16 protein-coding genes and 6 tRNA genes are annotated in these 17,969 nt (G+C 69.7%); 17 read left to right on the top strand and 5 right to left on the bottom strand.

Annotated features, from left to right (window positions below; translation table 11 throughout):
• Positions 1 to 25: 25 nt before the first annotated feature.
• Positions 26 to 922 carry a PDDEXK family nuclease gene (locus tag SPF06_RS06210; RefSeq protein ID WP_323278131.1) on the bottom strand — a complete coding sequence of 299 codons (897 nt, stop codon included), beginning with the start codon at positions 920 to 922 and terminating at the stop codon, positions 26 to 28.
• A gap of 113 nt (positions 923 to 1,035) precedes the next feature.
• Positions 1,036 to 1,107: transfer RNA gene (locus SPF06_RS06205), tRNA-Val, on the bottom strand.
• Between the two features lie 282 nt (positions 1,108 to 1,389).
• Between SPF06_RS06205 and SPF06_RS06200 the strand changes: the two genes are divergently transcribed.
• The 5 genes from SPF06_RS06200 to SPF06_RS06180 all read left to right on the top strand — a co-directional run bounded on the left by SPF06_RS06200 (position 1,390) and on the right by SPF06_RS06180 (position 1,923).
• Positions 1,390 to 1,462 (top strand) — tRNA-Gly (locus SPF06_RS06200).
• Positions 1,463 to 1,502: 40 nt separating this feature from the next.
• Positions 1,503 to 1,573, top strand: a tRNA-Cys gene (locus SPF06_RS06195).
• A 37-nt stretch (positions 1,574 to 1,610) separates the two neighbouring features.
• Positions 1,611 to 1,682, top strand: a tRNA-Val gene (locus tag SPF06_RS06190).
• Positions 1,683 to 1,704: 22 nt separating this feature from the next.
• A tRNA-Gly gene (locus SPF06_RS06185) sits at positions 1,705 to 1,777 on the top strand.
• Between the two features lie 74 nt (positions 1,778 to 1,851).
• Positions 1,852 to 1,923, top strand: a tRNA-Val gene (locus SPF06_RS06180).
• Between the two features lie 492 nt (positions 1,924 to 2,415).
• On the opposite strand, the gene zapE is transcribed toward SPF06_RS06180, so the two are convergent.
• Complete coding sequence (gene zapE / locus SPF06_RS06175; protein ID WP_323278130.1) at positions 2,416 to 3,456, bottom strand: cell division protein ZapE; 1,041 nt, start codon at positions 3,454 to 3,456, stop codon at positions 2,416 to 2,418.
• Between the two features lie 234 nt (positions 3,457 to 3,690).
• On the opposite strand from zapE, the gene SPF06_RS06170 reads away from it, so the two are divergent.
• From SPF06_RS06170 to ybaK, 3 genes are all read left to right on the top strand, one after another.
• The gene (locus SPF06_RS06170; RefSeq protein ID WP_323278129.1) at positions 3,691 to 4,605 is read left to right on the top strand and encodes a sulfurtransferase; all 915 of its coding nucleotides are present in this window, start codon (positions 3,691 to 3,693) and stop codon (positions 4,603 to 4,605) included.
• Between the two features lie 218 nt (positions 4,606 to 4,823).
• Positions 4,824 to 5,291 (top strand): SufE family protein, encoded by a 468-nt coding sequence (locus SPF06_RS06165; RefSeq protein ID WP_323278127.1) that lies wholly within the window; start codon positions 4,824 to 4,826, stop codon positions 5,289 to 5,291.
• 316 nt (positions 5,292 to 5,607) lie between these two features.
• Entirely contained in the window at positions 5,608 to 6,126 is a 519-nt protein-coding gene (gene ybaK, locus SPF06_RS06160) for a Cys-tRNA(Pro) deacylase (protein WP_323278289.1), read from the top strand.
• Here ybaK and SPF06_RS06155 read toward each other — a convergent pair.
• Complete coding sequence (locus tag SPF06_RS06155; protein ID WP_323278126.1) at positions 6,100 to 7,392, bottom strand: alpha/beta hydrolase family protein; 1,293 nt, start codon at positions 7,390 to 7,392, stop codon at positions 6,100 to 6,102. The genes ybaK and SPF06_RS06155 overlap by 27 nt on opposite strands.
• A gap of 107 nt (positions 7,393 to 7,499) precedes the next feature.
• On the opposite strand from SPF06_RS06155, the gene SPF06_RS06150 reads away from it, so the two are divergent.
• The 7 genes from SPF06_RS06150 (at position 7,500) to SPF06_RS06120 (ending at position 14,056) form a co-directional block, all read left to right on the top strand.
• Entirely contained in the window at positions 7,500 to 7,985 is a 486-nt protein-coding gene (locus SPF06_RS06150; protein ID WP_323278125.1) for a hypothetical protein, read from the top strand.
• 13 nt (positions 7,986 to 7,998) lie between these two features.
• Positions 7,999 to 8,451, top strand: a complete 453-nt coding sequence (gene msrB / locus SPF06_RS06145) for a peptide-methionine (R)-S-oxide reductase MsrB (protein WP_323278124.1) — start codon at positions 7,999 to 8,001, stop codon at positions 8,449 to 8,451.
• Between the two features lie 147 nt (positions 8,452 to 8,598).
• Positions 8,599 to 10,011 (top strand): DUF6421 family protein, encoded by a 1,413-nt coding sequence (locus tag SPF06_RS06140; protein WP_323278123.1) that lies wholly within the window; start codon positions 8,599 to 8,601, stop codon positions 10,009 to 10,011.
• On the top strand, positions 10,008 to 10,781 hold the full coding sequence (locus SPF06_RS06135) for an SDR family NAD(P)-dependent oxidoreductase (protein ID WP_323278122.1): 774 nt from the start codon (positions 10,008 to 10,010) through the stop codon (positions 10,779 to 10,781). Before SPF06_RS06140 ends, SPF06_RS06135 begins: the two co-directional genes overlap by 4 nt.
• A 71-nt stretch (positions 10,782 to 10,852) precedes the next feature.
• On the top strand, positions 10,853 to 11,956 hold the full coding sequence (locus tag SPF06_RS06130; RefSeq protein ID WP_323278288.1) for a threonine aldolase family protein: 1,104 nt from the start codon (positions 10,853 to 10,855) through the stop codon (positions 11,954 to 11,956).
• An 82-nt stretch (positions 11,957 to 12,038) separates the two neighbouring features.
• The gene (locus tag SPF06_RS06125; RefSeq protein WP_323278287.1) at positions 12,039 to 12,656 is read left to right on the top strand and encodes a DUF3000 domain-containing protein; all 618 of its coding nucleotides are present in this window, start codon (positions 12,039 to 12,041) and stop codon (positions 12,654 to 12,656) included.
• Between the two features lie 29 nt (positions 12,657 to 12,685).
• Positions 12,686 to 14,056, top strand: coding sequence for a ribonuclease D (locus SPF06_RS06120; protein WP_323278121.1), 1,371 nt, complete (start codon positions 12,686 to 12,688; stop codon positions 14,054 to 14,056).
• Between the two features lie 34 nt (positions 14,057 to 14,090).
• Here the strand turns inward: SPF06_RS06120 and SPF06_RS06115 are convergent, their stop codons facing one another.
• Positions 14,091 to 14,435 (bottom strand): LapA family protein, encoded by a 345-nt coding sequence (locus SPF06_RS06115; RefSeq protein WP_323278120.1) that lies wholly within the window; start codon positions 14,433 to 14,435, stop codon positions 14,091 to 14,093.
• 144 nt (positions 14,436 to 14,579) lie between these two features.
• On the opposite strand from SPF06_RS06115, the gene SPF06_RS06110 reads away from it, so the two are divergent.
• Positions 14,580 to 15,797 carry a thiolase family protein gene (locus SPF06_RS06110; RefSeq protein ID WP_323278119.1) on the top strand — a complete coding sequence of 406 codons (1,218 nt, stop codon included), beginning with the start codon at positions 14,580 to 14,582 and terminating at the stop codon, positions 15,795 to 15,797.
• On the top strand, positions 15,798 to 17,969 hold the full coding sequence (locus tag SPF06_RS06105) for a 3-hydroxyacyl-CoA dehydrogenase NAD-binding domain-containing protein (protein WP_323278118.1): 2,172 nt from the start codon (positions 15,798 to 15,800) through the stop codon (positions 17,967 to 17,969).

Here is a 17,969-nt window from a genome sequence, read left to right as displayed (position 1 = left end):
TGAGGGCGGATGGGCTGGGGCAATTCTAATCAGTGGGACGGGTCTCATCCGCGGGGCCGGGCTGGCGCGGGGTCGCGGGCGGAGGCGGCGGAAGCGGAAGGAGCGTACGGCCCGCCGCGGAGGCCTCGACGCGCGCAGCCCAGACGCGACGGAGCCGGCAGAACGTGGCCCAGTGGAACTTCCGGACCTCCGGATTGACGCGCACCGCCGCGTACTCTGTCTCTCCGATCGCGACAGCGATGAGCAGCGGATCCTCGCCGTACTGCCAGGGCTCCCACGCCCCGGCCGCTGCGTCGACGAGGGATTCCTCAGCCTTCATCCCGGCTACGAGCTGCATCGCCACCTTGTCGTCCGGCGGCTTGACGCGCCCGTCCCGCGTCGTGCCCTTCGTCTTGTAGTCGACGAGGCAGATTCGTCCGTTGATCCTCGCGACGAGGTCGAGCGTTCCCGCGTAGCCGACCGAGGTGTTCCACACCGTCTGCTCAGGCGCTATCGGTTCGACGCCAAAGCTTTCCCACCAGCTCTCGACGGTCGCCCCGAAGGCCTCCTCTCCGTTGATGCGGAGCTCCTCGCGGGCCTCTTCGAGCCGATTGGCCCGCCCGAGTGCCTTGAGCGCAAGCTGCTCGGCAAAGCTGTGGACCCGGTCCCCTCGCCGGGCGGCCGTGCGCGCATACTCGTGAGACGCGTCGACGGCCGTGCGCACGAGCTGGCGGATCCTCGCGGGGCTTTCGAGCGCCTCGCGCAGCTCGGGATGATCGGCCACGTGCTTGGCAGCCATATAGCTGCGCCACCCGTCGAGATCGAGGGGCTGCTGGGCGATCACGGTCGTGATGGAGGGGACGGTCGGCTCGTCCGAGAGCGACCGCCGGTACATCCTCCCGAAGCCGTCGGGGGATTCAGCTGCGAGGCCGGGGACTGTCATGACGTCACCCTTTCACACGGGTCCGACAAGCCAAGCCCGGCCCGTGGCGAGCACGGTGGGCACAGCCCGCCGGGAAAAGGAAAACCCCCGGACGGCGTCCGGGGGTTTCGAGGTGGGCGATACTGGGTTCGAACCAGTGACCTCTTCGGTGTGAACGAAGCGCGCTACCACTGCGCCAATCGCCCAGCGATCCTGCAGACTTCCTCTGCATCGATCTGACGCACCCGTCGTCGAGCGCTCTACGACTCTAGCCCACGCGCGGTCTCGTTCCAAATCACCCCCGGGATCTCAACACCGAATTGCACGCATGTGGTTTGCCCCAGCCACCCATGTCGACGCGGCGCGGTGCGATTTGTGCATTGCCCGACGGTCCTATAGAGTCTTTACTCGTTGAAGCGCGGCCTAGAGCCCGATCGGCGGCCCCCAGACAGGAGTCGCACGAAAGGACGAAGCCGGGCAGATACCCTGCGGACGTAGCTCAGTTGGTAGAGCACCACCTTGCCAAGGTGGATGTCGCGAGTTCGAATCTCGTCGTCCGCTCGCAGGACACTGTCGGAAGCATCCACGCGGATGCCAACACGGTGGGGTGGCCGAGAGGCGAGGCAGCGGCCTGCAAAGCCGTATACGCGGGTTCGAATCCCGTCCCCACCTCGGTGCACATCCTGAATCCCGGTTGTTCCGGGGCTCCGGGCGATTGGCGCAGCGGTAGCGCGCTTCCCTGACACGGAAGAGGTCACTGGTTCGATCCCAGTATCGCCCACGGAGAGGCTCAGGCCTCCCCTGCGGACGTAGCTCAGTTGGTAGAGCACCACCTTGCCAAGGTGGATGTCGCGAGTTCGAATCTCGTCGTCCGCTCTCTTCTTCTTAACGGACATTTCCCCCTCAGGGGACATGTCCGCGAAGAGACCCGCGAGGGCACAACTGAACACGGGCGATTGGCGCAGCGGTAGCGCGCTTCCCTGACACGGAAGAGGTCACTGGTTCGATCCCAGTATCGCCCACCCACCGAGGCGCCCCAGCGGGGCGCCTTTTCCGTCCGGTCCCTGCCTTTTCTGTCCGGCCACCGCCCGCCGTTCACCCATTGTTCACCTTGGAATCAGGGAGATTCGCGTCATAGCCGAGCCCCCCGCAGCTCTCTTCTCCCGGTAGCCACGTGCGGGCCGCCCCCAGCCCTATCCCTCGAGACATGCCCCCGACTCCTGCGAGGGGGTTGGATTGGGCTCGACACGTGGCTACCATCTTTCGTGGTGGAGCACAGTGGCTCCCTGAGGGGAAAGGAGGTGGCCGTGAATTCAGTCGACGCGATCGCGGCCAGGACCGGAAGCTGCACGAGGAACCTCGAGGTCTTCGAGGACCCCGCCCGACCTATCGGGGGCCTGTCCTAGGGACTCAGCCGGCAGAAGAGCCGGGCCGACCAAGATACGTCACAGGGATGCCGGTACCGCTGAGAGGCGGGACCGGCATTTCTGCGTCTGCGCTTGGATCCGACTGGCCTAGGAGGGCTCGTGCGCCTGGCCCTCGCGGGCGAGGGCGGTCAGTCGGGAAACGGCCCGGAAGTACTTCTTGAGGTAGCCGCCGCCCATCATCTCGGCCGTGAAGAGCTGGTCGAACGGCACGCCCGAAGCGAGGATCGGCACGTCTTTGTCGTACAGCCGGTCCGCGAGGACGACGAACCGGAGGGCGACTGCCTGCTCCTCGATCGTATGCACGTCCTTCCACACGATTCCGTCGATCCCGTCGATGAGCTGCCTGTAGCGGCTCGGGTGCACCCCGGCGAGGTGCTTCATGAGGGCGCCGAAATCGTCCACGGCGACGACCCCGCCGTCGAACTCCGCGTTCATCCGTGCGTCGAGTTCTTCGGTCTTGAGCGGCGCCGGCGCCGCGGGAAGCCCGCGGTGGCGGTAATCATCGCCGTCGATCCGCACGACGTCGAACTGCTCGGCAAGAACTTGGATCTCCCGCTGGAAGTCGACGGCGGCGAACCGTCCCTCGCCCAGTGCGCCGGGCAGGGTATTGGACGTTGCCGCGAGCTTGACGCCGGCATCCGCGAGTTCGCGCATAAGCCGGGACATGAGGACGGTATCGCCGGGATCGTCGAGTTCGAACTCGTCGATGCACACGAGCCGGTAGGAGCTGAGGGCCTCGACGGTCTTGCGGAAGGAAAGGGCGCCCACGAGGTTCGTGTATTCGACAAACGTTCCGAAGGCCTTCGGGCCCGGGGCCGAGTGCCACAGCGACGCGAGCAGGTGGGTCTTGCCCACGCCGAAGCCGCCGTCGAGGTAGATGCCCGCCCGGCCCTTCGCCTTGTTGCCGCCGAAGAACCGGGAGAACAGCCCGCCGCCGCCAGCCCCGTCCATGGACGTGCCGAAGTCGCGAAGCGACTTGACCGCGGCAGCCTGCGAGGGCTGGGCCGGGTCCGGGCGGTAGCTCTCGAACGAGACCGCGCCGAAGCGGGGCGAGGGGTGGAGGCCGGCCAGGAGATCGTCCACCGACACTTTGGGCGTGCGGGTGGCCAGGTGTGCGACAGTCGCCAAGGATTCCGTCCGTCATTGGGGCCCGGGGCCGCCGAGGGGTCCCAAGGGGCGATTACATGGATTGAGAGGCAGAGGCAAGGATATCGCGGACCAGCCCGTCATGTTTCGCAGCATGACAGACGACGACGACGGCTCTCACCGCACCCCCGCACCCTGACTACGCTGGAGGGGAACCTTCACGGGCACGCCCTTGCGTGGCGGCTGCCCGACTCAGCCGAGCGAAAGGCCACCGCCATGAGCTACCCCCTCGACAGCAACGAGAAGTTTGCCGCGTACGCCCACCCGGAGCGCCTCGTCTCCACGGACTGGCTTGCAGCGCAGCTCGCCGACGGCGCGCTCGACGGCGGCAAGCTCGCCGTCGTCGAGTCCGACGAGGACGTGCTGCTCTACGAGACCGGCCACATCCCGGGCGCCGTCAAGATCGACTGGCACACCGACTTGAACGACGAGGTGGCCCGCGACTACGTTGACGGTCCCGCGTTCGCGAAGCTCCTCTCCTCGAAGGGGATTTCGCGCGACACGACCGTGGTCATCTACGGTGACAAGTCGAACTGGTGGGCCGCCTACGCGCTGTGGGTCTTCACGCTCTTCGGCCACGAGGACGTCCGCCTCCTCGACGGCGGACGCGACAAGTGGATCGCCGAGGGCCGCGAGCTCACGACCGAGGTCCCGACCCCGGTCGAGGGCGGCTACCCCGTCGTCGAGCGCAACGACGCCCCGATCCGCGCATTCAAGGACGATGTCCTCGCGCACCTCGGCAAGCCGCTCATCGACGTCCGCTCCCCCGAGGAGTACACGGGCAAGCGCACCCACATGCCCGCGTACCCCGAGGAGGGCGCGCTCCGCGGCGGCCACATCCCTACTGCGGCCTCGATCCCGTGGGCCCGTGCGGCCGCCGAGGACGGAACGTACAAGTCGCGGCAGGAGCTCGAGGACCTCTACCTCGGCGAGGCGGGGCTCACGGCGGGCGACGAGGTCGTGGCCTACTGCCGCATCGGCGAGCGTTCGAGCCACACGTGGTTCGCGCTCAAGTACCTCCTCGGCTTCGACAACGTCCGCAACTACGACGGCTCTTGGACCGAGTGGGGAAATGCGGTGCGGGTTCCGATTGTTAAGGGTGAACACCGAGGCACCTGGCCGCTTTCCTAGGGCGCGGCATACGGATGCCCGCATCAGGGTGGCGGACAGGCAGCACCTGGCCGCTTTCCTAGGGCGCGGCATACGGATGCCCGCATCAGGGTGGCGGACAGGCAGCACCTGGCCGCTTTCCTAGGGCGCGGCAACCAGCAATCGGCCACCACCCAGGCGCGGCGGTCTCATGACGAGGCCGCCGCGCTTCACATCGCCCGGCGTAGTCTGGAAGGGATATGACGACTCACACCACACCCGCCCCCTTGGCGGAGATCATTGACGAGTTCCAGGCCCTCGAGGAGCGAGAGCGCCTCCAGCTCCTGCTCGAGTTCGCGCAGTCGCTTCCCGAGCTGCCTGAGCGGTATGAGAATCACCCGGAGCGGCTCGAGCAGGTTGTCGAGTGCCAGTCGCCGGTCTTCATCACAATCGAGACAGAGCCAGCGGACGACGGCGCGTTCCCGACTGTGCGCCTCTTCCTCACCGCTCCGCGCGAGGCTCCGACCACGCGAGGCTTCGCGAGCATCCTCGCCGAAGGGCTTGACGGGCTCCCGGCGAACGAGATCCTCGCGGTGCCGGACGACATCGCGCATGAGCTCGGCCTGGACCGCGCCGTCTCGCCACTGCGGCTGCGCGGCATGACGGCGATGCTCGTGCGCATCAAGCGCAAGGTGGCCGGCGAGTGCCACCTCGGCCAGACTGCCTGAGGATCCAGCACCCCTCCCCCGCACGCCGCACCCCTTGTTCGGGGCCCTCCACGGGCCTCTTGGTGATCAGCCGCAAGACGGAGATCATGCGCGTCCTCGCCTTCGAGGGCTTCGCCGAGCTGACGCGGCGGGCTCCGCGACGGGACGCCGGGCGATCGAGGCTGTCGCCGTCGCCTATCTCGACTTCGCCGTCGAGCATCCGGCGGTCTACGAGGCGATGTTCCAGCAGCCGATCGACACGCTCGCCCACAGGGCAACACGACGTCCCCGAACTGCCACCATGCTCCAGCCCCACGAAAACCGACGCGAGGTAGCGATGCGATCCCGAGGCAAGACCAAGACCGCGCACGGCCCGGGCACGCCCGCGACGGCGGCTCTCGAGGCCGCGGGCGTCCCCTACACGGCACACCCGTACGAGCACGACCCGTCGTCGGCGAGCTATGGACTCGAGGCCGCCGAGGTGCTCGGCGTTGCGCCGGAGCGCGTGTTCAAGACTCTCGTCGTAGACATCGGCGGGGACGTCGCCGCCCGACTGTGCGTCGCCGTCGTCCCCGTGAGCGGGAACCTCGACCTCAAGGCTGCGGCAGCGGCATTCGGCGCGAAGAAGGCCTCGATGGCGGACCCGGCGGCCGCCGAGCGACGCACGGGCTATGTGCTGGGCGGGATCTCCCCGCTGGGGCAGCGCCTGCCCTCTCCCACGGCGATCGACGAATCGGCCCTCGAGTTCGAGACGATCCTCGTCTCGGGGGGCCGCCGGGGCTTCGACATCGAGCTCGCTCCTGCGGACCTTGTCCGCGTCACGAAGGCGTCAATCGCGCCCCTGCGCGCCCGCTGACGTTCCCACGGACGACGGCATGGGCCCTCCCGGCCCGGGCCGTGGCGCGAGCGTCTGGGCGAGCCACGAGGCTATCGCGACTTCCCAGCGCTCGGGGTCGACGTTCCACTCCTTGGTGTGGCGGGCTTTCCGGAACGTCTCGAGCGTCACCATCTCCGGATTCCGGCCGGCCAGGAGGGCCGAGGGCCCGAAGGGCACAAAATCGTCGTCCGCGCTGTGCAGGATGAGCGTCGGGGTACGCAGCTCGACCGCGCGTGTGACCCAGTCCATCGCCCGGAAGTCGAGGGGCGCCGCCAGTCCTGTGATCCGGCGTCCCCACCGATGGGCGAGGAGGAACTGCCCGAAGCGCCCGATCCCCTTGGGGATCCTGTTGACCTGCGCTTGATGTGCGAGGACGTCGACCCAGTCGACGACGGGCGCGTCGAGCACGAGGGCCCGGATGTACTGCCGCAGGCTCGACCTGTCCGCGGCGGCGAGGCTGATCGCCCCGCCCATCGACCACCCGAAGAGCACCACGTCCTGCGCTCCATGGGCGAGCGCGTACGCGATGGCGTCCTCGACATCCTGCCATTCGGTCATGCCGAGGCCGTAGCGGCCGTCGGCCGTCGCGGGCGCGTCGCCGTCGTTGCGGTAGGAGATGATGAGGCTTGTGAGCCCCAGCCGGCGGGCGGGGATGAGGCTGCGAAGCGTCTCCGAGCGCGTCGCGCCGCGCCCGTGCACCATGATGGCCCACGTCGAGGGGTGTTCCCCGGCGTCCCCGGGGACGAACCATGCGGGCGCGGGGCCGAGCTCGGTGGGGAACTCGATCTCCTCGTAGGCGCAGCCGAGGTCCGCTGGCGAGGAGAACACGACGCCGCTCCATTTGCCCCGCACGGCCTGCGAGAGGTCGCCGCTGTATTCGGCGAGGACCCGGCGCGTGACGGTCCCGTCTCCGGGCGTGTAGTCCTCGAGCGGGCCGAGGCGCACATGCCCCGTGCCGCCCGCGAAGAACAGGCTGTACTCTCCGTCGACAATCGTGTCCGGCGAGGATTTGAGGATGACCCGGCGCTCGGTACCCGAGCCCTGCACGGCGAGGATCTCCTGGTCTTCGGCCTTGACCCGCTCCGGGGTCACGATCTTCCGGGCGAAGTGGGCGGCGAGCGCGGAGCTCGACGCAGCGACGGCGGAAGCCGCGGCGAGCCCCGCCCCGGCCCCCAAGAGGGCCCATACGCTCCGGGGCAGCTGCTCGTTGCGGGACAGACGGGCGGATCCGGGGGTTCGGGGCATGGCCCTATTCTCGCAAGCCCGAGGGCAGGCGGCGGACGACGGCGCGCGGCCGCGACCCGCGCGCGCAAGCTGTGGGCGAACACGGGCATGGCCGCTAGTCTGAACCCATGACGGCGCCGATCCTCATCCTGACCGAAGTCGCCCTGGGACCCGCGGAGCGCGCCGCGGTATCCGACCTCGTCGAGGGCGACACTCCGCTCGAGGTCCTCGTCCCCACCGGACGGAAGCGCAGGCTCGTCGTGGACTTCCTCGACCATCTCTCCATGCTCGAATTCGGCAAAGCCTTCGAGGGACTCTCCGGCGAGGTCGATCCGGCAGCCCAGCGCAGCGTCGCACAGACCGCGCTCGATGGGTCGCTCGAGGCGCTCGAGGGCCTGGGCTCCGAGGTGACGGGAACGCTCGTCGAGGGCGATCCGGTCGCCGCGCTGGCCGACCGCGCGTCGGCCTCGGGCGCCGGGCAAGCCGTCGTCGTGACCCTCCCCCACGCGATCGAGGACACGTTCCACACGGACTGGGCGAACCAGGCCCAGCGGCGGATCGGCATCCCGGTGCTGCACCTCTACGCCGGCACGGGATTTATCGGCGACTCCTGATCGTTCTCTGTTCATGAGTTCCCCTGAGCCCACGCCTGATACCCACGTCCCCTACGTCGATCGAGACGCCGCATCACTCCGCGAGTCCGACTGGCGGGAGCGGCTCACGCCGGCCGAGTACCACGTGCTCCGTGAGGCCGGCACGGAGCGGGCCTTCACGGGCGAGTACTGGGACACGCACACGAAGGGCAGCTACCGGTGCCGCGCGTGCGGGGCCGAGCTGTTCACGAGCCGCGAGAAGTTCGATTCGCACTGCGGCTGGCCGTCCTTCTGGGCGCCGCTCGCGGACGACGCGGTCGTCTACCTCCACGACCGCACCTTCGGCATGGACCGGGTCGAGGTGCGCTGCGCGAACTGCAACTCTCACCTCGGGCACGTGTTCGAGGGCGAGGGCTACGGCACTCCGACCGACCAGCGGTACTGCATCAATTCGATTTCCCTCACGCTCGTGCCCGACGAGGAGTGACGCCGAGGCCCTGCCCGGCGAGGGCACGGTCACGCTGCGACAGCCTTGAGCAATAGACTTTCTATTTCTCAAGGCTTTTCACACTCAGAGATTCTTGCTCATCGCTATTCTCGAATCAGCTTCCCACCGAGAGAAAGCGAAGACTCCATGACCACGATCGCCCACGCAGCTGAGGCCTCACCCGCCCGCGCTATCTCACCCACCCGCGCCGCCCTTGCCCATGACCCCGCCTGGCTGAGCCTCAAGGACGCTGCGGTCCGCCTCCAGTCGCTGCAGATACAGGACGGCTCCGTCCCCGAGGCCGGCGTGCACGGGCTGGCGCGCGAGCTCATCGAGCAGATCGTCGCGGGCATCGAAGCCCTCGCGCCCCGCTTCCCGCACGACGCCGAGTACCTCAGCCTCGCCGTCGCCGATTTCCGCCGCTGGGCCGACGGCGGCTTCGGCGTCCCGGACTTCCTCGACTCGCTCGTCGCCTTCCAGCCGCAGCAGCACCGCGTGAACGGCCTCGAGCACCTCGTCGTGTTCCCCATGTACACGCAGAACGGCAGCCGGGACCGCCTCGTCGAAGCCGTCCTCGTCGAGGTCGTGTGGCCCGAGTTCATCTCCGAGCTCGAGGCCGGCGAGTACAGCAACAAGCTTTTCGTGCCCATCCGGTTCCTCGACTTCACGCCGGGCTACGCGACGAACTCTGCCGTGCTCTTCCCCGAGACCGTCGCGATGCGCGAGATCCCGAAGTTCACGTGGGGCGCGATCTTCGCCGACCGGGAGGCCGCACGCTTCCGCCGCGTCCTCGACGCCGCCGCGAAGGTCACGAACCTCGAGCTCCCCGAAGGCGCGGCGGAACTGCTCGCGGACCAGAAGCTCGCGCAGGAGACGTTCGTCATGTGGGATCTCATCCACGACCGCACCCACATGCGCGGTGACCTCCCCTTCGATCCGTTCATGATCAAGCAGCGCATGCCGTTCTTCCTCTACTCGCTCGAAGAGCTGCGCTGCGACCTCACGGCGTTCCGCGAGTCGGTCAAGATCGAGCGCGACGAGAAGGCGGACCCCGCGGCACGCCGGCACGCGAAGCTCGTCCAGTACGCGGTCATCTTCGACCGCATCTTCCGCTTCGCCATCACGGGCCATCGCGTGCGCAACTACGACGGCCTCGGAGGCCAGCTCCTGTTCGCATGGATGCACCAGCACCGCGTGCTCCACTGGACCGACACGAAGCTCGCGATCGACTGGGCCGAGGTTCCCGCGGTCGTGAGCGCCCTCGGGGACGCGATCGATGAACTGTACTGGCGTTCCATCGATCGACCGAAGGTGGCACACTGGCTCGCAGCGTACGAGCTCGTCTCGGGAACGGTCACCCCGCATCCCGCCTCCGTGTGGGCGAAGGGCCCCGGCGCGCTCCCACTCACGGGAACGGCGCGCGAGATCACCGATCAGGTGCTCGACGACGAATTCCCGCTGTCCATGTTCTACGAGGCCTTGGAGAAGAAGATGCGGCCAGTCATCGAGTCCACCGCGGGCATCACGGGCGAGACGCCCCTGCCGGGAGCGGGGGCGTGAGCCTCGGCGAAGAGACAACGAGCCCGCGCGGGGCGCAGGACGCCGTCGTCGTTGTCGCCGGGGCCACGTCGGCCTCCGGCGAGGCGACGGTCCGCGCCCTCCGCGCCGCCGGGGCGATCGCCGTCGCGGTCGGGAGCAACGCGGCCCGCCTTGAGGCGGCCTTCGGCGCGCCGGGCGGAGCGGACGACGGCGGAGTCCCCCAGCGCGAGTGCGATCTCGCCGACTTCGGGGCGGTCCAGGCCCTTGCCGCAGAGCTGCGCGCCACCTTCGGCGCGGTCGACGGCGTCATCCACCTCGTGGGGGGATGGCGCGGGGGCGGCACGCTCGCCGACCAGAGCGACGAAGATTGGGAATTCCTCGAACGAGGGTCGATCGCGACGCTGCGCAACACGAGCCGAGCGTTCTTCGACGACATCGAGGCCTCACCGCGTGGGCGCTTCGTCATCGTATCGTCGACGCTCATCGAACATCCGAGGGCAGGCTACGCGAATTACGCGGCAGCGAAAGCGGCAGCCGAGGCATGGACGCGAGCCATGGCGCGCGGGCTCGCCGCGGTGCAAGCGGAACGGAAGGAGGCTCCCCTCCCCCAGACGAGCGCCGCCGTCGTCCTCGCCGTCAAGTCGCTTCTCGACGACGACATGCGTGCCGAGCATCCCGAGCGGAAGTTTCCGGGCTACACACACGTCGACGACCTCGCGGCCCGCGCCGTCGCCCTCTTCACCGAAGACGCAGCCGCGATCAACGGCGCACGCTTCGATCTCTCGGCCTGAATGCCGGTCTGCCCCCACCGAGCCCAGAACCTCTCCCCAGAACCGTAGGCAATACTTTGACAGTGACTTCGATCCCTCCTGCCCTCTCCCCCGCGTCCGCCTCCCCAGAGCCCGGTGCCCCCGCCGGCTGGCCGCTCCACAACACTGAGCGCCGCGGCTTCGCGTCGGACAACTACTCGGGCGCCCATCCCGAGGTCATCGCGGCGCTCGCCGCGGCGAACGGCGGCCACCAGACCGCCTACGGCGCGGACGAATACACGGCTCGGCTCGAGGCCGAGATGCGCCGGCTTTTCGGCGACGGCGTCGAGGCCTACCCCGTGTTCAACGGCACGGGCGCGAACGTGCTCTCGCTCCAGTCGCTCCTGCCCCGCTGGGGTGCGGTGGTCTGCGCGCAGACGGCCCACATCAACGTCGACGAGAACGGTGCCCCCGAGCGTGTGGGCGGCATGAAGCTCCTCGCCGTCCCGACCGAGGACGGCAAGCTCACGCCCGAGCTCATCGACCGCGAGGCGTGGGGGTGGGGGGACGAGCATCGCGCGCAGCCGCTCGCGGTGTCCCTCACCCAGACCACGGAGCTCGGAACCCGCTACTCGGTCGACGAACTGCGGGCCATCACGCAGCACGCGCACTCGCTCGGCATGAAGGTGCACATGGACGGCGCACGGCTCGCGAACGCGGCGGCAGGACTTGACGTGCCGGTACGGGCGTTCACGCGTGACGCGGGCATCGACATCCTCTCGTTCGGCGGGACAAAGAACGGCATGCTCTTCGGCGAGTGCGTCGTCGCGCTCAACCCGGACCCCGCGCACGGGCTCGCGTACCTGCGGAAGATGAACATGCAGCTCGCATCGAAGATGCGCTTTGTCTCCGCGCAGTTCCTCGCGCTCCTCGAGGACGATCTGTGGCTGCGCTCCGCCGCGCATGCGAACGCGATGGCGGCGCGCCTGCGGGCCGCGGTTGAGGGGCTCGACGGCGTCGAGCTTACCCAGGAGACGCAGTCGAACGGCGTCTTCGCGGTCCTGCCCGAGGGCGTCGCGGACCGCCTCCGTGAGCGGTTCGCGTTCTACGACTGGGACGCCTCGCGCCGTGAGGTGCGCTGGATGTGCTCGTTCGATACGACGCCGGAGGACGTCGACGCGTTTTCGGCCGCGCTGCGCGAGGAGCTCGCCCGCTGAACCCTGCGCCCGCCGCCGCGACGGAAACGCCCGTGTAGGGCGTGCCATCGGCGCCGACGGGTCCGCCTCGACGTACCCTGTGATCGTGACCGCATTAGCTCAGCTGCCTGCGGACTTCCTGAGTGCGCTGCGCTCGCTCCGGGCCGCCGTCGGGCGCCCCGAGCTCAAGCTCCAGGAAATCCCGGCGCCGGCCCGGCTCGCGCCCTACGCCGTCGCGCTTGAGGCCGAAGTGCTCGAGTCCGCGGGGCGTGGGCGCCTCGCCGGGCATCCTGCCGCATCCGAGCCGGCCTCGTCAGAGCTCGCGACGGGCCGGTTCATCCTCCTCCACGACCCCGCGCCGCCCGCCGTGTGGCAGGGCACCTTCCGGATCGTGACCTACATCCGAGCCCGCCTCGAGCCCGAGATGGCCGAGGATTCCCTCTTGGGCTCGGTGGCGTGGACCTGGCTTGTCGAAGCGCTCGAGAAGCACGGCGCCGACTACACGGCCGCCGGCGGAACGGCCACCCGCGTCCTCTCGGAGAGCTTCGGGACCCTCGCGGGGCGCCGCGAATCGATCGACATCGAGCTGCGGGCGTCGTGGACGCCGCAGAGCCCGGCGGTGCGGTCCCATCTCGAGGCGTGGGCGGACATGATCTGTACGTTCGCAGGCCTTCCGCCCCTCCCGGACGGCGTTGCGCCGCTCCCGCGGCGCCGGAACTGAGTGCCACGCGGGCGTAGACTCAGCACATCATGACCGCACAGTCCCAGGACGCGACCCACGCTGGCCCGGAGCCCGGCGCAGCCGCCGGCTCTGCCGCACCACCTCCGATCGACACCGGTGCCGACCAGGCCCACGTGCACGTCGAGGGGTTCACGCAGCCCGTGCCCGCCGTCGTCGAACTCGATGCGCCGCGCGACGGCGTGCCGCTCGTCATCCAGACCGAGGAGGGGCTCCGACGGGCCGCCGCGGCCATCGCGGGCGGAACCGGCCCCGCGGGCGTCGACGCCGAGCGCGCCTCGGGCTTCCGGTACGGCCAGCGGGCGTTCCTGGTTCAGATCCGGCGCGAGGGCGCCGGGACCTGGCTCATCGACCCGGAGCCGTTCGACCACCTCGAGGCCCTCAACGACGCGCTGCGCGGCGTCGAATGGGTCGTGCACGCGTCGACGCAGGATCTTCCGTGCCTCGCCGAGCTCGGCATGTGGCCGGACCGGCTCTTCGACACGGAGCTCGCCGCCCGGCTCGCGGGCCTGCCCCGCGTGGGCCTCGCCGCAGTCGTCGAGCAGCTGCTCGGCTTCGGGCTTGCGAAGGAGCATTCGGCCGCCGACTGGTCGACGCGCCCGCTGCCCGAGCCGTGGCTGCGGTACGCGGCCCTCGACGTCGAGGTCCTCGTGGAGCTGCGGGACGAGCTCGCGGAGCTGCTCGCGTCGCAGGGGAAGCTCGAGTTCGCCGAGGAGGAGTTCGCGGCCATCCTCGCGGCCGGGCTCCCGGAGGCGAAGCCGGATCCATGGCGCCGCACGTCCGGGGTGCACCATATCCGCAGCCGCCGTCAGCTCGCCGCGGTGCGCGAACTGTGGACCGAGCGCGACGCGCTCGCGCAGAAGCGGGACATCGCACCAGGCAAGCTCATCCCCGATTCGGCGCTCGTCGCCGTCGCCCGTTCGATGCCTTCGACGGTGCCCCAGCTCATCGCGACGAAGGGCTTCCACGGCCGGGCCGCGCAGCGTGAGGCGCCGCGTTGGCTACGCGCCGTCGCGACGGCGCGGACGCTCGGCGAGGACGAGCTCCCGCCCCTTCACGTGCAGACGAACGCTCCCCCGCCGCCGCGTGTGTGGGAGGACCGCGATCCGGAGGCCGCGGCAAGGCTGCAGACGGCCCGCCCGCGCGTCGCCGCCGTCGCGGAGGAGCTCGGGATGCCGACGGAGAACCTCTTGACGCCGGACCATCTGCGGCGCGTGGCATGGCGCCCGCCCGCACCCCTCACCGCCGAGTCCCTCACCTCCGCCCTGCGCGATCTCGGCGCGCGCGAGTGGCAGATCGACCACGTGCTCCCGGCCGTCCTCGAATCCTTCGAGAACCCCGAGCCGCTTCCGGCCAAGAAGAAGGCCGCCGCCGGCGGCTGAGCGCCCTCATTCCGGCCCCGCCGCGCCCGCGCCGTCAGCGGACGTCGGAGCGCGGCGGCCGACGGCGCCGTGCAGCGGCGATGCGCAGCTGAATGATCCGCGCCGCGCCGGCGATGGCCACGAGAATGCCCCCTGCGACGGCGGCGATGAAGAGCGCGAGCCCGAGCGGAACACCGCCGTCCAGCCCAAGGAATCGGACCCGCACGGTGTCCTGATTCTGAAGGAAGAACACGATGAGGAACACGAGGACGGCGAGCCCGACGACCACGGCGGTCCACACGGCGCCGACGCGCGTCACCTTGACTTCGTCTGCCTGCCCGCCCGTCCGATTCGGCGCGGGTGCTTCGCGCGTGGGCTCGTCCTTCGGATCCTGGCTCACAGCCGTCATCCTTCCGTCGTCCGGCAATGTGCCCATCGTACGCAGTGGCCATTGCCATCTATGTTACTGACGAGTAACATAGATGGCAGCCCCGCGCTGAGCGGCTTGTCCCCCACCGCCATCCCACCACCTCAGGAGCTGCCCATGGCCACGACCAGGCACATCCGCGACGTCGTCTTCGTCGACGGCGTCCGCACACCCTTCGGCAAGGCCGGCGAGAAGGGGATGTACCACGGCACACGCGCAGACGATCTCGTGGTCAAGGCGATCCGAGAGCTTCTGCGCCGCAACCCCGCACTCCCGGCCGACCGCATCGACGAGGTCTCGATCGCCGCCACGACCCAGACGGGCGACCAGGGCCTCACGATCGGTCGCAGCGCCGCGATCCTCGCGGGCCTCCCGCGCACGGTGCCCGGCTTCGCGATCGACCGCATGTGCGCGGGCGCCATGACCGCGGTGACGGTGACGGCGAGCGGCATCGGCGTCGGCGCCTACGACGTCGTCATCGCCGGAGGCGTCGAGCACATGGGCAACCACCCCATGGGCCAGGGCACCGATCCCAATCCGCGCTTCGCGGCCGAGCGCCTCGTCGATCCGACCGCACTCACGATGGGCAGCACGGCCGAGAACCTCCACGACCGCCTCCCCGCGATCACGAAGGAACGAGCGGACCGCTACGCCGTCGCCTCGCAGGCGAAGCTCGCCGCGGCCTACGAGAACGACCAGATCCAGCCGGACCTCGTGGCCGTCGCGACTCACTGCCCAGGCGAGGGCTTCGGCCTTGCGACTGCCGACGAGCCGCCTCGGCCCGGGACCACGATGCAGGACCTCGAGGGCCTGAGGACGCCATTCCGCCCGCATGGACGCATCACCGCCGGCAACGCCGCCGGGCTCAACGACGGCGCGACAGCGTGCCTCCTCGCCTCGGCAGAGACGGCCGACGAGCTCGGCCTGGCCCCGCGCATGCGGCTCGTCTCGTTCGCGTTCGCGGGAGTCGAGCCCGAGGTCATGGGCATCGGGCCCGTGCCCGCCACCGAGAAGGCGCTCGCGAAGGCGGGGCTCTCCATCGAGGACATCGGGCTGTTCGAGATCAACGAGGCATTCGCCGTCCAGGTGCTGAGCTTCCTCGACCACTTCGGCATTGCCGACGACGATCCGCGCGTCAACCGCTATGGCGGGGCCATCGCCGTCGGCCATCCCCTCGCCTCGTCCGGCGTGCGGCTCATGACCCAGCTCGCCCGCCAGTTCGCCGAGGACCCGAGCGTCCGCTACGGGATGACGACCATGTGCATCGGGCTCGGCATGGGCGGCACCGTCATCTGGGAGAACCCCAACCACCCCGACTACCGGAAGGGCGAGTGAATGTCCGCCTCTGCATTCGACCAGTACGCGGCGCTCGCGGCAGCAGTGCCGCACGAGATCGTCACCCACTCGCTCGTCAAGGACGTCGTCGTCCCGCGGCCTGCCGGTGCGAGCGGCCGATCCTCTCTGAAGATTGCGCTCATCACGCTCGACAACGGCCTCGACCACACCAAGCCGACCACGCTCGGGCCCAACACGCTCGTCGAGCTCGGCCGCACCCTCGAGACGCTGCGGGTGCGCGCGGCGGCGCAAGAGATCGACGCCGTCGCGGTCACGGGCAAGCCCTACTTCCTCGTGGCGGGCGCCGATCTGACGACCGTCAAGCAGCTGCGGGACCCGGACCAGGGAGCCCAGATGGCGCGCCTCGGCCACGAGGCGTATGACCTGCTCGCCGATCTGGGCGTCCCGACGTTCGCGTTCATCAACGGCGTGGCGCTCGGCGGCGGCCTCGAGATCGCGCTCGCGTGCACGTACCGCACCGTCTCGACCGCGGCGAACGGACTGGGCCTCCCGGAGGCGTTCATCGGCCTCATCCCCGGATGGGGCGGCGTCTACCGGCTGCCTCGCCTCGTGGGCCCCGAGGCCGCGCTCAAGGTCATGATCGAGAACCCGCTGAGCAACAACCGGACCATGGGCGGCCGCGAGGCCTTCTCTCTCGGGGTGGCGGACGCCCTCTTCGAGCCCGCCGACTTTCTCGAGCAGTCCCTCGCGTGGGCGGGCCGTGTGCTCGCGGGGAGCGTCGGCGTCGAGCGCCCCCACGCCGTCGACCCCTCCTCCGCCGCGCCGGCCGGCGCGGAGGCCTCGGAGCGCTGGGACGCCGCCGCGAAGGCCGCACGGGCGCTCGTCGCTGCGAAGACCGGCGACGCCGCCCCCGCACCGGGCAAGGTGCTCGACGTCTTCGAGGCCGGGAAGCTCGCGAGCCAGGAAGAGTCGGCCGAGCTCGAGGTCGAGGCTCTCACCGAGCTCATGCAGAGCCCCCAGTTCCGCGACACCGTGTACGCGTTCCTCGACCTCGTCCAACGCCGCGCGAAGCGCCCAGCGGGCGCGCCGGATGCGAAGCTCGCACGCCCCGTGGCCAAGGTCGGCGTTGTCGGCGCTGGGCTCATGGCGAGCCAGCTCGCGCTCCTCTTCGCCCGGCAGCTCAAGGTGCCCGTGGTCATGACAGACATCGACGAGGCCCGCGTGGCCAAGGGCGTCGGCTATGTCCACGCCGAGGTGGACAAACTGCTCGCCAAGAAGCGCCTCGCCCCCGACGCGGCCGCGCGCACCAAGGCGCTCGTGAGCGGCTCCGTGTCCAAGGAGGCGTTCGCCGACGCAGACTTCGTGATCGAGGCCGTGTTCGAGGAGCTGTCCGTCAAGAAGCAGGTCTTCGCCGAGGTTGAGGCGGTCGTCTCGCCCGAGTGCATCCTCGCGACCAACACGTCGTCGCTCTCCGTCACCGCGATGGCCGAGGATCTCGAACACCCCGAGCGCGTGGTCGGCTTCCACTTTTTCAACCCGGTCGCCGTCATGCCCCTCGTCGAGATCGTGCGGGCCCCGAAGACCGACGACGCCGTCCTCGCCACGGCGTTCGGCCTCGCGAGATCGCTCAGGAAGACGGCGGTGCTCGTCAAGGACGCGGCGGCCTTCGTCGTCAACCGGGTGCTCCTGCGCCTTATGGGCGAGGTCACCGCAGCCTTCGACGAGGGCACGCCCGCCGAGGTCGCGGACCTCTCCCTCAAGCCCATGGGCCTGCCCATGACGCCGTTCACGCTCGCTGCCATGGTGGGGCTCCCAGTCGCCCAGCACGTTTCCGAGTCCCTGCACGCCGCGTTCGGGAACCGCTTCCACGTCTCGGCGAATCAGCAGGCCCTCATCGACGCAGGGATCAGGGGGCTGTGGGCACCGACGCCCGACGGCGGCCACGAGATCCCCACCTCGACCCTCACGCTCCTGCGCTTCGGCGACTCGCCCTCGACGAGCGAGCAGGTGCTCGCGCGGTGCCAGGACGCGCTCGCGGAGGAGATCGGGCTCCTCCTCGCGGAAGGCGTCGTCGCGGGCCCCGAGGACGTGGACCTCTGCATGATCCTCGGCGCGGGGTGGCCCATGCACCTCGGCGGCATCACGCCGTACCTCGATCGCGTCGGCGCGTCGGAGCGCGTCACCGGGCGGAGGTTCCACCCCGAGGAGTGA

The organism is Sinomonas terricola, from assembly GCF_034931225.1.
In the GTDB taxonomy this organism is placed as follows: domain Bacteria; phylum Actinomycetota; class Actinomycetes; order Actinomycetales; family Micrococcaceae; genus Sinomonas; species Sinomonas terricola.
Note: the sequence above shows the minus strand (reverse complement) of the source record. Positions and strands in the feature narration are given on the sequence as shown.

What these genes read in the sequence shown, in the direction of transcription:
- SPF06_RS06110 (WP_323278119.1), top strand. Translation starts at nt 14,580, where the DNA reads ATGGCCACGACCAGGCACATCCGCGACGTCGTCTTCGTCGACGGCGTC.
- ybaK (WP_323278289.1), top strand. Translation starts at nt 5,608, where the DNA reads ATGCGATCCCGAGGCAAGACCAAGACCGCGCACGGCCCGGGCACGCCC.
- SPF06_RS06105 (WP_323278118.1), top strand. Translation starts at nt 15,798, where the DNA reads ATGTCCGCCTCTGCATTCGACCAGTACGCGGCGCTCGCGGCAGCAGTG.
- SPF06_RS06150 (WP_323278125.1), top strand. Translation starts at nt 7,500, where the DNA reads ATGACGGCGCCGATCCTCATCCTGACCGAAGTCGCCCTGGGACCCGCG.
- SPF06_RS06210 (WP_323278131.1), bottom strand. Translation starts at nt 922, where the DNA reads ATGACAGTCCCCGGCCTCGCAGCTGAATCCCCCGACGGCTTCGGGAGG.
- SPF06_RS06120 (WP_323278121.1), top strand. Translation starts at nt 12,686, where the DNA reads ATGACCGCACAGTCCCAGGACGCGACCCACGCTGGCCCGGAGCCCGGC.
- SPF06_RS06140 (WP_323278123.1), top strand. Translation starts at nt 8,599, where the DNA reads ATGACCACGATCGCCCACGCAGCTGAGGCCTCACCCGCCCGCGCTATC.
- SPF06_RS06170 (WP_323278129.1), top strand. Translation starts at nt 3,691, where the DNA reads ATGAGCTACCCCCTCGACAGCAACGAGAAGTTTGCCGCGTACGCCCAC.
- SPF06_RS06155 (WP_323278126.1), bottom strand. Translation starts at nt 7,392, where the DNA reads ATGCCCCGAACCCCCGGATCCGCCCGTCTGTCCCGCAACGAGCAGCTG.
- SPF06_RS06165 (WP_323278127.1), top strand. Translation starts at nt 4,824, where the DNA reads ATGACGACTCACACCACACCCGCCCCCTTGGCGGAGATCATTGACGAG.
- msrB (WP_323278124.1), top strand. Translation starts at nt 7,999, where the DNA reads ATGAGTTCCCCTGAGCCCACGCCTGATACCCACGTCCCCTACGTCGAT.